Raw genomic sequence first — 15,974 nt, 5'->3', positions numbered from 1 at the left:
ACGCCGTGATTCATCCCAACAGGTGGACGGTCGTACAGGAAATTCTTAGTGTGACGTCACGAAAATCCTCGACTACCTTCGCTCTCGGTCCTAAAACACAGGGCCAGTACCACCCCCGCCGCTAGCGTTGCTCTGCCCCGCGGGGGATGGATCCCCGAATACGAACGGGGGCAGAGCCGCAACATGTGCGAGTTACTCGTACACAGCGCCTTGGACACGTAACACTCGCGAAGTCCAGTACGGCCGGTTGCGTCAGCATGCGCGGAGAGGATTTTCCCCACATGTCCAATGGAACCAATTTCGGCAAGCGTGCACTCGGATGGGCGACCGTCACCGGCGCAGTCGTAGCAATCCCCCTCGGCCTCTCGATGGGCACTGCGAACGCTGCAGAGCACAACTGGGACGGTGTCGCGGCGTGCGAGAGCGGCGGCAACTGGAACACCAACACCGGCAACGGCTACTACGGTGGCCTGCAGTTCTCGCAGAGCACCTGGACCGCCAACGGTGGCAGCGGATCACCCCAGAACGCATCCAAGGCCGAGCAGATCCGCGTAGCGGAGAACACCCTGCAAAGCCAGGGACCCGGAGCTTGGCCGGTCTGCGGTCAGAACCTGACCACCGGCGTTTCGGCACCGGCACCCGCCGCCGAGGTCGAGCCTGCACCAGCAGCACCCGTCCAGGAAGCACCAGCAGCACCGGCCGAGTACATCGCCCCGGTCGAGCCCGTCGTCACACCGGAACTTCCTGTTGCGCCTCAGTACCAGGCGACCGCACAGCAGTACGTCGATCAGGCCACCACAGTTGCACAGCAGTACGTCGACACCGCGTCGAAGCTCGCCGAGCAGTACGGAGTCAGCGCACAGTTCCAGCAGCTCGTTGCAGCCAACGCACCGATCTTCAGCGCGATCGGCCGGTAGTCGATCGCCCGTTCGGCATGGCTGATCCGTCAGCGCTGATCGACGCGACATAGCTTCGCAACAACGCGAACGGCGCCGTCACTCATATGAGTGACGGCGCCGTTCGCGTTGGTCTTCGTCTTCAGATCTCTGTCACCGATGTTGTCTGTGACCCGGTGACTGCGAGTACCCAGTAGTTCGGGTACTCGCAGTCACCGTCAGCTGCCGCCGTTGTTATACGCGTCGATAGCTTGCTGAAGTGCGTCGAATGCAGTTCCCAATCGTCCGAGATCACCGCTCTGTTGAGCGGTGCGCACATCGGTGAGCGCACTGTTCAATCGCTGCACAGCAGCTTGACTCGGCTGGCCCTGAGCCGGTGGCGCAGTGGCGGGTGGCGGAGTCGCCCCTGTCGTCGCACCTGGCTCGACGGTGGGCTGAGGATTCTCGGGAGCACCACCGGGTGCGGTTGCCGCAGTTCCTGTACCCGACCCGAAAACCTGGTCGAGTGCCTCCGACAACGTCGCTGCGTATCCGACGCGCACACCACCTCCCGAACCCGGTTCGCGGTAGCTCACCAAAACCCTGGTCAGCTGTGGGAATGTCGAAGTAGAAGCCGTATTTCGCTCCGTGTACAACGGTTCCACGTACAGAATGCCGCCGTCGGCAATCGGCAGTGTCAACAGGTTTCCGTATTGGATCTTGTTGGACTGCTGCAACAACGTTTTGTCCGATGCAACTCGTGCGTCCGATGTCATCGAGTTCTGCGCCTGCTGCGGACCCTGCGTCTGAGTGTTGGTCGGCAATTGGAGAATCGTGAACTTGCCGTAATTGTCGGGATCGGAACGCACCGATATGTACGCCGACAGCAACTGCCGATCGAATCCGACCATGGCACTGGTCAATCTGAACGAGGGCTTGCCGGTCTCGGGATCGCCGATCAGTACATAATACGGAGGCTGATTGAGATCGGTACCGCCGTCAACGGTCGGATCACTCGGAACCGACCAGAACGCGTTGTTGGTGAAGAACTCGTTCGGATCATCGACGTGGTACTTGGCGAGCATTTCGCGCTGAACCTTGAACAGATCCTCCGGGTACCGGAAGTGCGACCGAAGATCGGCGGGGATTGACGACTCCGGCTGGACCGAGTCGGGGAATACGCCCATCCATGCGTCGAGCACCGGATCCTTGTCGTCCACCTGATACAAGGTGACCGTGCCGTCGTAGGCATCCACCGTCGCCTTGACGGAGTTCCGAATGTAGGAAACTTCTTTCTTCGGAAGCGGCCGACCTGTCGTCGGTTCCACGCTGTCCGCGGTGAGACCGTCCAACGACGCACGCTGCGCGTAAGGATAGTTCTCCAACGTGGTGTAGCCGTCGACTATCCAAACGATCTTCCCGTCCACAACAGCTGGGTAGGAGTCGCTGTCCGTGGTCAGCCAAGGAGCGGCCTTCTGAACACGCTCGCGGGGATCACGATTGAACAGAATCTTGGAATCGTCGCCGATAGCGCCCGAGAACAGGATGTTGCGCTCGGCGTACTTGGCTGCGAAGGCCAACCTGTTGAACCAGTTACCGATTGGGACGCCGCCCGCACCGGAATAGGTGTAGCGAGAAGTATCGGTGTCGTACTCGCGATCTCCGCTCGAACCGCCGGTACCGACGATGGCGTAATCGGGATCGGCTTGTGCAATGACCTCGCCGTAGTAGATGCGGGGCTGATCCACTGGAATGACCTGATCGGTGCCCTGCGAAGCAATGTCACTGACGGTGTAGATCGGGTAGCCGCTGTTGCTGTTGGACCCCTCTGCAGTCGGATCCTGTACCGCTTTGTTTACGCGGTTGGCTGGAGCTGCCACGAAACCGTTTCCGTGCGTGTAGACCGTGTGCCGGTTGATCCAGTCAGTCTGGTTGCCTGTAAGACTCTCGGGCGACAGCTCACGTGCAGCGACGATGTAATCCTGAAGCTGGCCGTCGATCTCGTACCGATCGACATCCAGCGATGTCGGAAACCCGAAGAAGTTCTTCAGCTGTTGCTGCTGAGTGAAGGTGCGCGACAAAACATTCGGATCGAGCAGACGGGTGTTCGCAATAGTGGTGATGTCCGCTGGGCTTTCCCGCGGAGACTGCGAACCTTCGCCCGAATAGTCCTGATACTCGACGTTGTCGTCCCCGATACCGTAGGCATCTCGGGTAGCCGCGATATTTCTCTCGATGTATGCCTGCTCTTTGACTGCAGCGTTGGGACGGACCGAGAACTGCTCCATCAGGAGCGGGAACACTGCACCGACGAGGATCGACGACAGCACCAGCAACGCAGTTGCGAGCGCTGGAACACGCAAATCGCGGAGGAAGATCGCCGCGAAGAAAGCTGCGGCACAGATCAATGCAATGGCCAACAGAATCAGTTTGGCCGGGAGCACAGCATTGATATCGGTGAAGCCTGCACCGGTGAACGTCGGTTCCTTCCGACTACTGGACAGCAGCGAATATCGGTCGAACCAGTACGCAATTGCCTTGAACAGAACGAACGAACCGGCAAGGACTGCCAACTGAATACGTGCGGCCCGAGTGAGAGCGCCCTCGCGGCCGGCCAGACGAATGCCGCCGAAAATGTACTGCGTCACCAAGTTCGCAAAGAACGCGATGAGCGTAGAGACGAACAACCAGTTCAGAATGAATCTGTAGAACGGAAGGTCGAACGAGTAGAAGCCGACATCGAGACCGAACTGCGGATCGGCAACTCCGAAATCGCCGCCGTGTAGGAACAACTGGACCGTGACCCAGTTGGTCTGCGCGATGAGACCGGAGATGAGACCGAAGATCAGGGGAACTCCGACGCCGAACAGACGGAGCCTGCTCATGACGGTCGTGCGGTACCGAGCAATCGGATCGTTCGGCCCAGCAACGGGAACGAAGACGGGACGATTCCGGTAGGCAAAATATATCGACAGAAATACGACGCCACCGACGAGCAATCCGACAACCAGAAAGATCACCAAGCGAGTCAGCACTGTCGTCGTGAAGACCTGGCGGAAGCCGACTTCGTCGAACCACAACCAGTTGGTGTAGGTATCGATAAGGCGTGGGCCGACCAGCAGCAACGCTGCGAGGACCAAAGCCAGGACAAGTAGAATTCGGCTCCGTCGCGATAGCGACGGCAGTCCGGAGGGGGGCCTCATGCCCACGTGCCACACTCCAACTTCGGGCGGTACGAATCTGTACCGCAGATGGCTTCGGCGGCACACATTGTGTGCCGCCATGTCCGATTTGAGAACCACTGTACGGAAGACCCCACCGACCTGCCCACACCCGTCGACTCTTTCGTAGCCCTGCGAGGTGCATTTTCTGTTCGGTGGGAGGATGAACACGTGAGCGATTTCAGCGACGACCTGTACGGCGACGGCATAGACTATGAAAACGACCCCGAAGAACTCGGTGCCGCACTAGCGCGATGCGCGCACGAAGTGGCAGATTTCGTCGACGCCGAAGGGTGGGGGCAGCCACCACAACTCTTCGCACTGGTCCCGACCTCGGTACTGGCTGCTGCGGAGCCGGGACTACTGGAAGAATTGGCCGACGGTTCGAAGCTCACTCCTATTCAGCAGCATTCTCTTCCCGATGACATCAAGGGCGGTTCGCCGGCACTGGACGAGTTTCTCGCCACGACCAGCTGGCCGGAGGGAGTCGTCGGATGCGCACTCGTCCAGGAGATCGTCGTGCTGCCACCCGCGGCCGAGTCAGCGCTCGACGAAGCACTCGTACCGTTGCTGGCAAACAGTGACGCAGCAGACGAGGCAGCGCGCCTCGCCGCTCGGACCCACCCCGATCGCAAGGATGGCCGACTGATCGCCGCGGTGATCAAGGACGGCCCCACGTTGACGCTGCTACAGATGCAGCCGGACGACGACGCCGACCCCTTCGCCCCGATCGAACTGCTCCTCTACGACAACCTCGCACCCAATATCGTGCACGCGTTGTACTCGACGTTCGACAACGTGGAAGAGGACTGACCGGGTCTACGAGGACTGACCGGGTGGATGAGGACTCACTCAGCAGGTAGGTGCGACTCCCCCGTCGCCGATGGACTGCAGTGACTCGATAGCGCCATCGAGCGAATCGACCCTGATCAGTTGGAGGCCGTCGGGAACGTTCTGTTTCGCCTCCTCGCAGTTGTTCGACGGGACCAGGAACGTCGTCGCACCGGCTTCCCTCGCCGCGATCAGCTTGTACGGGATTCCGCCGATCGGTCCGACCGTCCCGGCTGCGTCGATTGTGCCGGTGCCTGCCACGAAGTCACCGTTGCTCAGTTCGCCGGGGCTGAGCTTGTCGACCACTGCGAGACTGAACATCAGGCCGGCAGAGGGGCCGCCGACGTCCGCCAGGTTGAATTTCACGGTGAACGGGACATCGGGTTTCTCGGCCGGTGTGACACCGAGGTACCCCTTTTCCGGGTCGTCCGGTCGAGCTCCCAGCGTCACGGATTCGGTTCGTTCGCCGTCTACGTTCGACACGACGATCTCGACGTCTGCACCGGGTGCTCGGGCACTGACGGCCTCACGGACCCCCGCGACGGTCTCGGCGGGAACGCCATCGATCGAGATCAGGCCCTCACCTTCGGTCAGCTTCCCTGCCGCCGGCCCGTCTGCTGCGACCGATCCGACCGTAAGCACCACAGGAAAGCCGAGGTGGTGCAGCGCGGCGAGTTCTGCGCTCGCCTCCGACTGCTCGAAATCTGCCTCGTTACTCTGCTGAACTTCTTCCTTCGTCTTGTCCGGTGGATACACCTCTTCGCGCGGCACCAGTCCCTGCCGTCCGCTCACCCAATAGCCGAACGCTTCGAAGATGTTCAATTGATCACGCACCGCGACGGTGGTCATGTTCAGGTGGCCGGTAGTGGGGTCTACGCCCACGCCGTCGATCTCCACTACGGGCACCCCGTCTGCATCACCGAGGGTGTTGTAGGTGGGCCCCGGGCCGAGCGCGGCGAACGGAACGGTGACGACAGTTCCCGCGACGCCGAGTACGACAACGGGCACGAGTGCGGCGACCAGAGTAGCGATCCTACGATTCACCCGACAAACAGTAGAACCGATCGAACGACGACCGGTGCAAGACCCCTCCTTTCCGCATTATCGGCGAGCCAGTGCGTGTGTTCGCCGACAGCGTGATCACCGTTGATACCCTCGAGCGCTGCAGCCTTGTACCGTTGACCCATGAGCAATTTTGGTTTCGAGAGCTCCGACGAGGATCCGGACAAGAAGAAGGATCCGGGCGGAAACAGCACGCCCGGTGGCTTCGGATTCGGCAGTGAGGGTTTCGACCCCGCGGCCCTGGGCCAGATGCTTACCCAGTTCGGGCAGATGCTGAGCGGGATGGGCACCCAAGGACAGGGAGGCGCGACCGCGGGGCCGGTGAACTACGACCTGGCTGTCCAACTCGCTCGTCAGCAGATCGGCACGATCACTTCGGTGACTGCAGGCAAATCCGAGGCTGTGGCGGACGCCGCACACCTCGCCGAACTCTGGCTCGACGGCGCTACGACGCTGCCTGCCGGGGCGAGCAAGACACTTGCGTGGACTCCGGGAGACTGGCTCGACAACACCATCGAAACCTGGAAACGGTTGTGCGATCCAGTCGCGGAGCAGATCTCCGGAATGTGGACTTCCGGTCTTCCGGCCGATGCTCAGCAGGCGGCCGGGCCGATGATGGGCATGCTGTCTCAAATGGGTGGGATGGCATTCGGGTCTCAACTAGGTCAGGCTCTCGGCCAGCTCTCCAAAGAAGTACTGACCTCTACCGATATCGGTCTTCCCCTCGGACCGAGCGGGGTCGGAGCGCTGTTGCCGGAGGCCATCGCGACGTTCTCCGAAGGTCTTGAACAACCCGAACGCGAAGTTCTCGTGTTCCTGGCTGCCCGAGAGGCTGCGCATCACCGGCTGTACAGCCATATTCCGTGGTTACGACAGCGCGTGCTTGCCACGGTGGAAGAGTATGCCCGGGGCATTCGAATGGACTTTTCGGCAATCGAGGAGGCAGCGGCAGGCCTCGACCCCGCATCCCTCACCGATCCGTCGAAGATCGAAGAGATTCTGCAGCAAGGCGCGTTCGAGCCCCAGACGACGCCTGAGCAGAAGCACGCCCTCGAACGCCTCGAGACCATGCTGGCGCTCGTCGAGGGCTGGGTCGAGACCGTCGTAGGTGAAGCTCTCGGCGAGAGGCTTCCGGGCGCGGGTGCGCTCGGCGAGACCATTCGACGTCGTCGCGCATCCGGTGGACCGGCGGAACAAACCTTCGCAACGTTGGTCGGTCTCGAGTTGCGCCCCCGCAAGGTTCGCGAGGCGAGCGAGCTGTGGCGTCGACTTACCGCCGCGGTCGGTATCGACGGACGCGACGGTGTGTGGTCTCACCCCGATCTGCTGCCCGTATCGGCAGATCTCGACGACCCCGCCGGGTTCATCGACGGCGTCGTGGGCGGCGGATCGAGCAGTTTCGACGACCCGATTGCGCAACTCGAAGCCACCGAGGCTCAGGAACGATCCGAACGTGAAAAGAAGGACGGCGACAAGTCCTCCTAGAAGTACAAGCCGGGAAACCGCGGCTGGGAACTGGGTGGGTCGAGAATCTTCGGTCCACCCAGTTTTTTATCTCTATCCGCTGTTCAGCTACGTTCGAGGCCTGTGGATAACCGACAGTTCGCGACGTAGTGGGACCGTGTCGCCTGTCATCGTTTCGATTCATGAGCACATCAGCGATCCGTCGACCGAAGCTTCGTGTATCGGCGTTCGTACAACGGGACGGGGCCGTTCGTGTCGGGTGGGATCCCGACCGGTCGTTCATTCTCACTCCCCCGCCCGGGGTCGAACCGAAGGTGCTGCTCGATATCCTCGGCCAGCTCGACGGCGCCCATTCTCGTGCGCACGTGGTGTGGTTCGGGTGCACCGTGGGGTTGACCGGCAACTCGATGTCCACTCTCCTCGCCGAACTCGACGAAGCCGGACTGTTGAGCGAGGGAGTCCTTCCGTCGACGGACGGAGCTGAAAGCAATGTGATGACCGTCCACATACTCGGACGAGGCCCGCTGTCGGATGCCTTGGCCGCCGGTCTGACCCCCTCCTCCGTCCTCGTCGTAGTGCGCTCGAGTGTCGCGCCCGCACAACTACTGAAACTGGACGACGCCGGATGGCCCTGTGACATCGCCGTGCTCGCCGACGATATGGCGCCCGATCCACGCGTGATCACTTCGCTCGTACGTTCACGCACTCCACACCTTCAGGTTCGAATTCGCGATGGAAAGGGAATCGTGGGTCCGTTCGTCGATCCTGGCAACACCAGTTGCCTTCGGTGCGCGGAGTTGATTCGGTGCAGCTTGGATCCACAGTGGCCGCACGTGTCGGCTCAACTCCTCGGCCGTGTCGGTGACGCCACCAAGCCCACCGTTCTGGCAACCGCTGCCGTCGCCCTCGCCCAGATCGAAGCATTCGTCGCCGGACATGACGTCGCATTGCGGGACATGTCGCTCGAGCTCGATCTCGTGGCGCACACCATGGACTCCCGCCACTGGATTCGGCATCCAGGATGCGACTGCGCCCTCGTATAGCAGTCACATGTGTGCTCTCACCTGCCAGGTGGGCAAGAAGTTCTTCGTTCAGCCATGATGGGTGTGTGTCAGACATTCCTCGCCGCGGCTCAGCCCGAACTGCCAAGCTCGCACGAATTCCGATCGGTATCGCCGGGCGGGCTGCGTTGGGCTTCGGGAAGAAGCTTGCCGGCGGCAATCGCCAGGAAATCGACAGCGCGCTTGCTGCCAAAGCAGCCGAGCAACTCTTCTCGGTGCTCGGCGAACTCAAAGGTGGCGCAATGAAGTTCGGGCAGGCACTCAGCGTGATGGAAGCCGCCGTCCCGGAGGAGTTCGCTGAGCCGTATCGCGAGGCGCTCACCAAGCTCCAAGCGGATGCACCGCCCCTGCCAGCAGACAAAGTGCATCGGATGCTCGACCGGCAGCTCGGCACCACGTGGCGGTCCCGATTTATTTCTTTCGACGACACTCCGGTGGCGTCGGCGAGCATCGGTCAGGTTCACCGCGCGGTGTGGGCGGATGGACGAGACGTCGCGGTCAAGGTGCAGTACCCAGGCGCAGACGACGCTTTGCGTGCGGACCTGAAGACGTTGTCGCGTTTTGCCAATACATTCAGCGCCATTTTCACCGGCGCAGACGTCAAACCGGTGCTCGAAGAATTGATAGCTCGGACCGAGGACGAACTCGACTACCGTATCGAGGCGACCAACCAGCGGGCTTTCGCGCAAGAGTTCGACGGCGACCCACAATTCGCGGTGCCCCGGGTCGTCGCCAGTGCGCCGAAGGTTCTGGTCAGCGAGTGGATGAGCGGTACACCGCTGGCTACCATCATCGCGAGCGGAACGGTAGAACAACGCAACCACGCGGGAGCTCTGCTGGCTTTGTTTGCTTTTGCGGCTCCGGCAAGGGCAGATCTGCTGCACGCCGATCCACACCCCGGAAACTTCATGATGCTGCCCGACGGCCGACTCGGCGTCATCGACTTCGGCGCGACCGCACCGATGCCGAACGGCTTGCCGCCGGTGCTGGGCAGGATGGTTCGGTTAGCACGCGAGGAACGATTCGACGAGTTGGTCGAACTGTGTACCGATAATGGATTCGTCATTCCCGGGCGCACTGTGACTGCGACGGAAATATCGGACTATCTACGGCCGTTCACGGATCCGATTCGCACAGACACATTCCACTTCACGCGCGCATGGCTTCAGAGGGCAGCTGGTTCCGCAGCTGAATTCGACAGCGCCCAGCTCAAAACTGTTCGCGCACTGAATATGCCCGCCGAATACGTCATGATCTTCCGCGTTCTCGGTGGCCTGGTCGGTATCTGTGCACAATTGGACGCATACGCGCCCTACATGTCGATCTTGACCGAATGGATGCCCGGCTTCACCGACGACGACGCTCGGTCGAGCGAAGGCTGATCGGACCGGCGCACGCCGGGCATCACATACCGATCTCACGCAACCTCCAGCTGGTTGCTCCTGTCTTTCCGAGGCCGACCACGCGGACGTTTGCGGGCGATGACGACACCCTGATCGAGTATCTCGCCGCCCCACACACCCCACGGCTCGGCGCGATCGAGTGCGGCGCTCAAGCACATACGGCGGATGGGGCACTCGACGCACAGCTCTTTCGCTCGCTCCAGTTCATGCGGACTCTCCGCGAACCACAAGTCGGGATCGTCTGCCCGACAGGGTACTTCGACTCCGAAGATGATGCCATTGTCGGTCGATATCGCTACAGCCTGCGGCGACGCAGCGATGCGTGCTGCGCTCGAATGTGAATCGGTCGAACTCTCGACCTCGTATCGGCATGTCGTCCGGGTTATGACGGTAGACACGTCAGTCTCCTCTACTTGTCGTACGGCGTATGTGTGGTTCTGCGACTTCTGTGCGAACCCTGGGCCGAACGTTCGAGTCAGGAGGGGGTCTTCTCGAACAAAAATGGCCACGGTCCGCATGAGCGGGTCCGTGGCCTTTTGGAGGCGATTCTCGAAGCGTTCCTATCGAGGCTTCCCTCGATATCGACTTTCGATCACGGACATACTCTGTGCTCGGCGATGAAAAGCTGCTGCGCCTGCGGGACGTAGTGCTGCGCCGCAGGACTGGGTTGTCCAGTTCGCGGTCATCGTGTCAATCCCTGCCGGGGTTGCACCGGCACCAATGGTTGCTCCGGCTGTGGCGAGGTAGGCAGAAACATGAGCCAGAGGCACGGACTGAGCAGCCTGCGTGTCGTCAGCAACAAAAATGTGATTCTTCATAGTTCTCCCACCTCCTCTTCGATCAACGGATGATTCGTTCACCAAGTGAACATTCTTCCCGCTCGCGGTCTACCACGGGCGGTGGAAACAGACTAAACCCCACGCTTCGAACGGCACAAGCTATTTTCTACCTGCAGTTTTGCGGCCGCGACACTATTCACTTGGCCGAAGAATCACGAACCACCGTCAACACATCCTCACCGAACCGCTCCAGCTTCTTGGCGCCAATGCCGGGGATGGCGACGAGACCGCGATCGTCCTGCGGAAGCTGTTCTGCGATCGCCGTCAAAGTCGTGTCACTGAACACAACGTATGCAGGCACCTTCAACTCGCGGGACTTGTCCAGTCGCCACGACTTCAACGCGTCGAGAAGTTCGACATCGACATCCGACGGATGGCTTTCACATCTACCCAACATCGTTGCGGCGGAACCGATCAACGGCTTCCCACAGAGACGGCACTTGGGACCGGATTTCTTGGTAGCCGGTACTGCAATCCGAGACGCGGGTGAGTCCTCCGGAATCAACCCGTTGAGAAAGCGAGATCGGCGACGCGACTTCCGCCCGCCCTCGTTGCGAGCCAACGCCCACGACAGATGAAGATGCACCCTCGCGCGCGTGACACCGACGTAGAGGAGCCGCCTCTCCTCTTCGATAGCAGCATCATTGGTCGAACTCGGATCATTGCCCAGCGCGTGCGAGATGGGAAGCGTTCCGTCGGCAAGTCCGACGAGAAACACTGCATCCCACTCCAGCCCCTTCGCTGCGTGCAGGGAAGCCAGGGTGACGCCCTGTACAACCGGTGGATGTCGCGCCTCGGCACGCGCCGCGAGTTCGCCCAGGAGGCGATCGAGGTCCAAGTCGGGATCCTGCGCCAGCAGTTCCTCGGTCACCTGAACCAGACCGCCGAGCGAGGCCCACTTCTCACGAGCCTGAGCACCCGCTGGTTCCGTTGCGGTCAGACCGAGCGGTGCGAGAACGGCGCGCACGAGTGAGGGAACACCCTCACCCGACTTGGACTCTAGCGGGAGATCGTCTCGACCCGACGCCGTCCGCAAAGCGGAAAGACCTTGGCGCACTTCCGGTCTGTTGAAAAATCCTTCGCCGCCTCGAACCTGGTACGGGATCTTCAATTCCGTCAATGCCTGCTCGTGAACCTCCGACTGAGCGTTGATCCGATACAGCACCGCGATTTCGGAAGGTGCGACACCCGAAGCAATCAACCTCTTCACAGCGCGGGCGACTCCGTCGGCCTCGGCCGGCTCGTCGTCGTATTCGAAAAACTCTGGTTCCGGCCCTGACGGGCGCTGCCCGATCAACTGCAACCTGGTGCCGGCGATGCGGCCTCGCGCTGCGCCGATGACTCGGTTGGCCAACGACACGACCTCGGGTGTCGAACGGTAGTCGCGCTCGAGTCGGACGACTGTGGCGTCGGGAAAACGTCGGGAGAAGTCGAGGAGGTATCGCGGGGTCGCACCGGTGAAGGAATAGATTGTCTGATTCGCATCTCCGACGACGGTGAGATCGTCGCGTTCTCCGAGCCAAGCGTCGAGGACTCGCTGCTGAAGCGGCGTCACGTCCTGGTACTCGTCCACCACGAAGCATCGGTATCTCTCGCGGAATTCGTCGGCGACCGCGGAGTGCTCCTCGAGAGCAGCCGCGGTGTGCAACAGCAGATCGTCGAAGTCGAGCAACATGCCGTCGCCGCCATGAGTCTTGAGGTCCTCGTAACCCGCGTAGACCGATGCGACCTTCGACGCGTCCATGGGAACTTCTCGATGCAGGCGTGCCGCTACCGCGGGATAGTCCTCGGGCGCAACGAGCGAACCTTTGGCCCATTCGATTTCACCCGCCAGGTCCCGGATCGAATCGGTGGACGTCGACACACCCGCACGATGGGCGGACTGGCTCACCAGTGCGAACTTGCGATCGAGCAGTTGCCAACCGGTGTCACCGACAACCTGCGGCCAGAAGTACTTGAGCTGCCTGAGCGCGGCAGCGTGAAAGGTCCTCGCTTGCACCGGTGGACCTTCACCACCGACACCCAACTCGCGGAGGCGGCCACGCATCTCCCCTGCCGCGCGTGCGGTGAAGGTCACCGCAAGCACCTGGCCCGCCGATACGTGCCCGGCCGAGACCAGGTGCGCAATCCGCCTGGTGATGGTCCGAGTCTTACCTGTTCCTGCACCCGCCAGCACACACACGGGACCACGTGGCGCCGACACGGCAGCAGACTGTTCGGGATCCAACCCGGCGATCATCGAGTCCACTGGCATGCCGACCATCATGTCAGGAGGCACCGACGGTTCTTGGAGCGCGGTTCCGGACGCCGGCTGGCCGACTGCTGCCATGGAACAATCACACACCGGACGGTGTTGAGTCTCCCCGTGACTACTTCCGAAAACCAGGCCGCACTCACCGTCTACTCCACTACGTGGTGTGGCTACTGCCGCAGGCTGAAGACCCAACTGGACGAAGCCGGTATCGAGTACAAAGAGATCGACATCGAGAAAGATCCGGCGTCGGCCGAGTTCGTGGGCAGTGTCAACGGAGGCAACCACATCGTCCCCACCGTGTTGTTCGCCGACGGCACCACTGCAACCAATCCCTCACTCGCTGCAGTGAAAAGCGCTTTGTCGATGTAAGGAGCCCGGGCCGAGACCGCTAGTCGGCGGCGGCCCATGCCTCGAGCATTCCGCGTGCGATAGAGATGGACCCGGGAAGTAGCAGCCGTGAATCGGATTCTGCTGCCCAGTCCCCCAACTTCAGCGCAGCTCGCACTTCCTCGCGGTCGAACCAATGGGCCTCGACTATTTCGCCGTCCAGAAATTGCAAGGGTACTTCCGGGTCGCCTACTGCCGAGAAGCCGATCATCACCGACCGGGGAAACGGCCATGGCTGACTTCCCAGGTAGGTGATGTCGGACACGGCGATGCCGACTTCTTCGGCGATCTCGCGTACGACACATGTTTCCAGGGACTCCCCCGCCTCGACGAATCCCGCCAAAATGGAGAACCTTCGCTCCGGCCACGTCGGTGCACGTGCGAGCAGGACCCGGTCGGCACCGTCGTGAACGAGACAGATGACCGCGGGGTCCGTGCGAGGAAACTCCTCATGACCATCGGATGTGCTCGTCCGCGACCATCCTGCGGCCGACGGCGTGGTCGCTGCCCCGTCGATAGCGCTGAAGCTGGCTCTGGCGTGCCAATTGAGGATGGCGAGCGCAGTGGTCAGAATCGACAACTCGGTCTCGTCGAGACGTTCTCCAATTGTTCGTAGATCCCCCAACTCCCCGGTCAGTGCGCCTACGCGCTGAGCCCAAAGATGGTGACCGTCTCGAACTCCGAGAAAGACTGCATCCAGCGCAGGCTCGGCCGCGACGTCGGAAGCAGGTGTGTAGACCAGACCCGATGTGTCGATCCGGAGCCGACCTCGGTGATCGATCTGCACGACTTTCGCGGTCGGCCAGCCGGCCCGAAGAGTTTCGGCATCTTTTCTCGACTCCTCGGCGCGATCGAGCGGCGACCGTGACAGAAGCGGAGGTTGAGCAAGTTCGAATCGTGGCACAACGACGACACTATCGTGGAGGCGTGGGACCCTGCCGTAGGACTCGAGCGACTACGCCGGGCGAACGCAGGCTCGCCTCCTCGCGATCCCGTCGTCAGTCGCCGACGCGACGAATGTAGAGCAACCGGTCGGTCGCCTCGACTGCATCGACCTCGGGCGATCCGACACGGAAGAGCTTGCCGCCGCGGACAACCCCCAGAACGATGTCGTTCAGATGGCGAGGAGAACCCCCGACCTCGTCGCGTTCGACTTCGCGTTCTGCGATGGCGAAGCCCGCCTCGGGAGTCAGAAGATCCTCGATCATTTCCACGACGTTCGGCGTCGTCGTAGCGATTCCCAGCAGTCGGCCGGCCGTCTCGGAAGACACGACCACCGAGTCTGCACCGGATTGCCGCAGCAGGTGAGTGTTCTCTGCTTCCCTGATCGCCGCGACGATCTTCGCTTTGGGCGCGATCTCGCGCGCGGTCAGCGTCACCAGGACCGCGGTATCGTCCCGGTTGGTGGCGACGATGATCGCTGCCGCATGTTGTGCACCGGTCAACCGAAGAACATCGGACTTGGTAGCCGAACCGTGCACGGTCACCAACCCCATGCTCGACGCCGATTCCAGCACAGCGGGGTCGGTGTCGACGACGACGATCTCCGACGCAGGAACACCGTCACCCAGCATGGCGTCCACAGCAGTGCGGCCCTTGGTTCCGAAGCCGATGACCACGGTGTGATTGCGCACTTTGTGCCTCCAACGCTGAATTTTGAATGCCTGCCGGGAGCGCTCGGTGAGTACTGCGAGCGTCGTACCGACCAACAAGATGAGGAAGAAGATTCGTAGCGGCGTAAGGACGAGAATATTCACCAGCCTCGCCGACGGCGTGATCGGGGTGATATCGCCGTAACCGGTCGTGGAGAGCGAGACGGTTGCGTAATAGAGGGAATCGAGAAACGAGAGTTCGTCGCCCTGCGCGTCTATGTAGCCGTCTCGGTCGATCCATACGATCAGCGCCGCGAAAAGCAACACTGCCAGTGCGACCAGAATGCGTCGATAGATTGCGCGCCACGGACTGCTCTGTAGTTCGGGCACGCGAAGTACGCCCACGAGTGCAAAGTCGGGTCTGTCGGTCAGCGTGTCCCCGGCGGTCAAACGCGCTCGTAACCTACCTGCCACGTCGGCCACCTATGTCGATATCATCCACGGCTGGCAGCGTAACCCTGTTCGAGCGCTCAGTAGTACCGCTGCCGAGAGTTTCACCGATACCCGTGTGGCACGGTATACGCATGAGCGAGCACAAAAGCCAGGCTGCAGCAGTCCGCCTTGCGGTGATATTGGGCGGCGCGGGCGTTCTCCACTTCGTCACGCCCCAGTACTTCGACATTCAGGTTCCTGCTGCATTGCCGGGCAAAGCACGTACCTACACCCAGGTATCAGGGGTGGCCGAACTTGCCGTCGCTGCGACGCTCGCGGTGCCGCGGACCAGACGTCTCGGAGGCGCATTGGCCGCCGCGCTCTTCGTGGCCGTATTCCCCGCGAACATCGACCTTGCACGACGGTATGTCCAGAATCCGAAGACCTCCCCCGTAGTCAAGGCTGCGTTGATAGCCCGGCTTCCCCTTCAAATACCGTTGGTGACCCAAGCACTGAAAGCACGCCGTAACGCATCCTAGGTCGCTTCGAAAAC

The 15,974-nt window shown here is 61.5% G+C and carries 13 protein-coding genes; 7 read left to right on the top strand and 6 right to left on the bottom strand.

Annotated elements, in window-relative coordinates:
- Positions 1-281: 281 nt before the first annotated feature.
- Positions 282-917: a transglycosylase family protein gene (locus BJI47_RS14955; protein WP_088944440.1), complete on the top strand. Its 636-nt coding sequence runs from the start codon at positions 282-284 to the stop codon at positions 915-917.
- A gap of 197 nt (positions 918-1,114) precedes the next feature.
- Here BJI47_RS14955 and BJI47_RS14950 read toward each other — a convergent pair whose 3' ends face one another.
- Complete coding sequence (locus tag BJI47_RS14950) at positions 1,115-4,084, bottom strand: UPF0182 family protein (RefSeq protein ID WP_176224871.1); 2,970 nt, start codon at positions 4,082-4,084, stop codon at positions 1,115-1,117.
- Positions 4,085-4,303: 219 nt separating this feature from the next.
- Between BJI47_RS14950 and BJI47_RS14945 the strand changes: the two genes are divergently transcribed.
- On the top strand, positions 4,304-4,909 hold the full coding sequence (locus BJI47_RS14945; RefSeq protein WP_176224901.1) for a PPA1309 family protein: 606 nt from the start codon (positions 4,304-4,306) through the stop codon (positions 4,907-4,909).
- A 39-nt stretch (positions 4,910-4,948) separates the two neighbouring features.
- On the opposite strand, the gene BJI47_RS14940 is transcribed toward BJI47_RS14945, so the two are convergent.
- A complete protein-coding gene (locus tag BJI47_RS14940) occupies positions 4,949-5,971 on the bottom strand; it encodes a PDZ domain-containing protein (RefSeq protein ID WP_088944438.1) in 1,023 nt (340 codons plus the stop codon).
- A 141-nt stretch (positions 5,972-6,112) separates the two neighbouring features.
- Here BJI47_RS14940 and BJI47_RS14935 point away from each other — a divergent pair, with 141 nt between their 5' ends.
- The 3 genes from BJI47_RS14935 (at position 6,113) to BJI47_RS14925 (ending at position 9,896) form a co-directional block, all read left to right on the top strand.
- Positions 6,113-7,474: a zinc-dependent metalloprotease gene (locus tag BJI47_RS14935; protein ID WP_088944437.1), complete on the top strand. Its 1,362-nt coding sequence runs from the start codon at positions 6,113-6,115 to the stop codon at positions 7,472-7,474.
- A gap of 161 nt (positions 7,475-7,635) precedes the next feature.
- A complete protein-coding gene (locus BJI47_RS14930; RefSeq protein WP_088944436.1) occupies positions 7,636-8,496 on the top strand; it encodes a hypothetical protein in 861 nt (286 codons plus the stop codon).
- Positions 8,497-8,561: 65 nt separating this feature from the next.
- Entirely contained in the window at positions 8,562-9,896 is a 1,335-nt protein-coding gene (locus BJI47_RS14925; protein WP_088944435.1) for an AarF/ABC1/UbiB kinase family protein, read from the top strand.
- 35 nt (positions 9,897-9,931) lie between these two features.
- Here BJI47_RS14925 and BJI47_RS14920 read toward each other — a convergent pair whose 3' ends face one another.
- Both BJI47_RS14920 and BJI47_RS14910 read right to left on the bottom strand, forming a co-directional pair.
- On the bottom strand, positions 9,932-10,237 hold the full coding sequence (locus tag BJI47_RS14920) for a WhiB family transcriptional regulator (protein WP_303393530.1): 306 nt from the start codon (positions 10,235-10,237) through the stop codon (positions 9,932-9,934).
- Positions 10,238-10,892: 655 nt separating this feature from the next.
- The gene (locus BJI47_RS14910) at positions 10,893-13,019 is read right to left on the bottom strand and encodes an ATP-dependent DNA helicase UvrD2 (protein WP_088944652.1); all 2,127 of its coding nucleotides are present in this window, start codon (positions 13,017-13,019) and stop codon (positions 10,893-10,895) included.
- Between the two features lie 102 nt (positions 13,020-13,121).
- On the opposite strand from BJI47_RS14910, the gene BJI47_RS14905 reads away from it, so the two are divergent.
- A complete protein-coding gene (locus BJI47_RS14905) occupies positions 13,122-13,379 on the top strand; it encodes a mycoredoxin (RefSeq protein ID WP_088944653.1) in 258 nt (85 codons plus the stop codon).
- Between the two features lie 19 nt (positions 13,380-13,398).
- Here the strand turns inward: BJI47_RS14905 and nudC are convergent, their stop codons facing one another.
- Both nudC and BJI47_RS14895 read right to left on the bottom strand, forming a co-directional pair.
- Positions 13,399-14,301 carry an NAD(+) diphosphatase gene (gene nudC, locus BJI47_RS14900; protein ID WP_088944433.1) on the bottom strand — a complete coding sequence of 301 codons (903 nt, stop codon included), beginning with the start codon at positions 14,299-14,301 and terminating at the stop codon, positions 13,399-13,401.
- Positions 14,302-14,395: 94 nt separating this feature from the next.
- A complete protein-coding gene (locus tag BJI47_RS14895) occupies positions 14,396-15,463 on the bottom strand; it encodes a TrkA family potassium uptake protein (protein ID WP_088944651.1) in 1,068 nt (355 codons plus the stop codon).
- 110 nt (positions 15,464-15,573) lie between these two features.
- Between BJI47_RS14895 and BJI47_RS14890 the strand changes: the two genes are divergently transcribed.
- Complete coding sequence (locus BJI47_RS14890; protein WP_088944432.1) at positions 15,574-15,960, top strand: hypothetical protein; 387 nt, start codon at positions 15,574-15,576, stop codon at positions 15,958-15,960.
- Positions 15,961-15,974 lie beyond the last annotated feature (14 nt).

It is taken from the genome of Rhodococcus sp. 1168, assembly GCF_002091955.1.
Lineage (GTDB): Bacteria > Actinomycetota > Actinomycetes > Mycobacteriales > Mycobacteriaceae > Rhodococcoides.
This window is presented reverse-complemented; position numbering and strand designations above follow the sequence as displayed.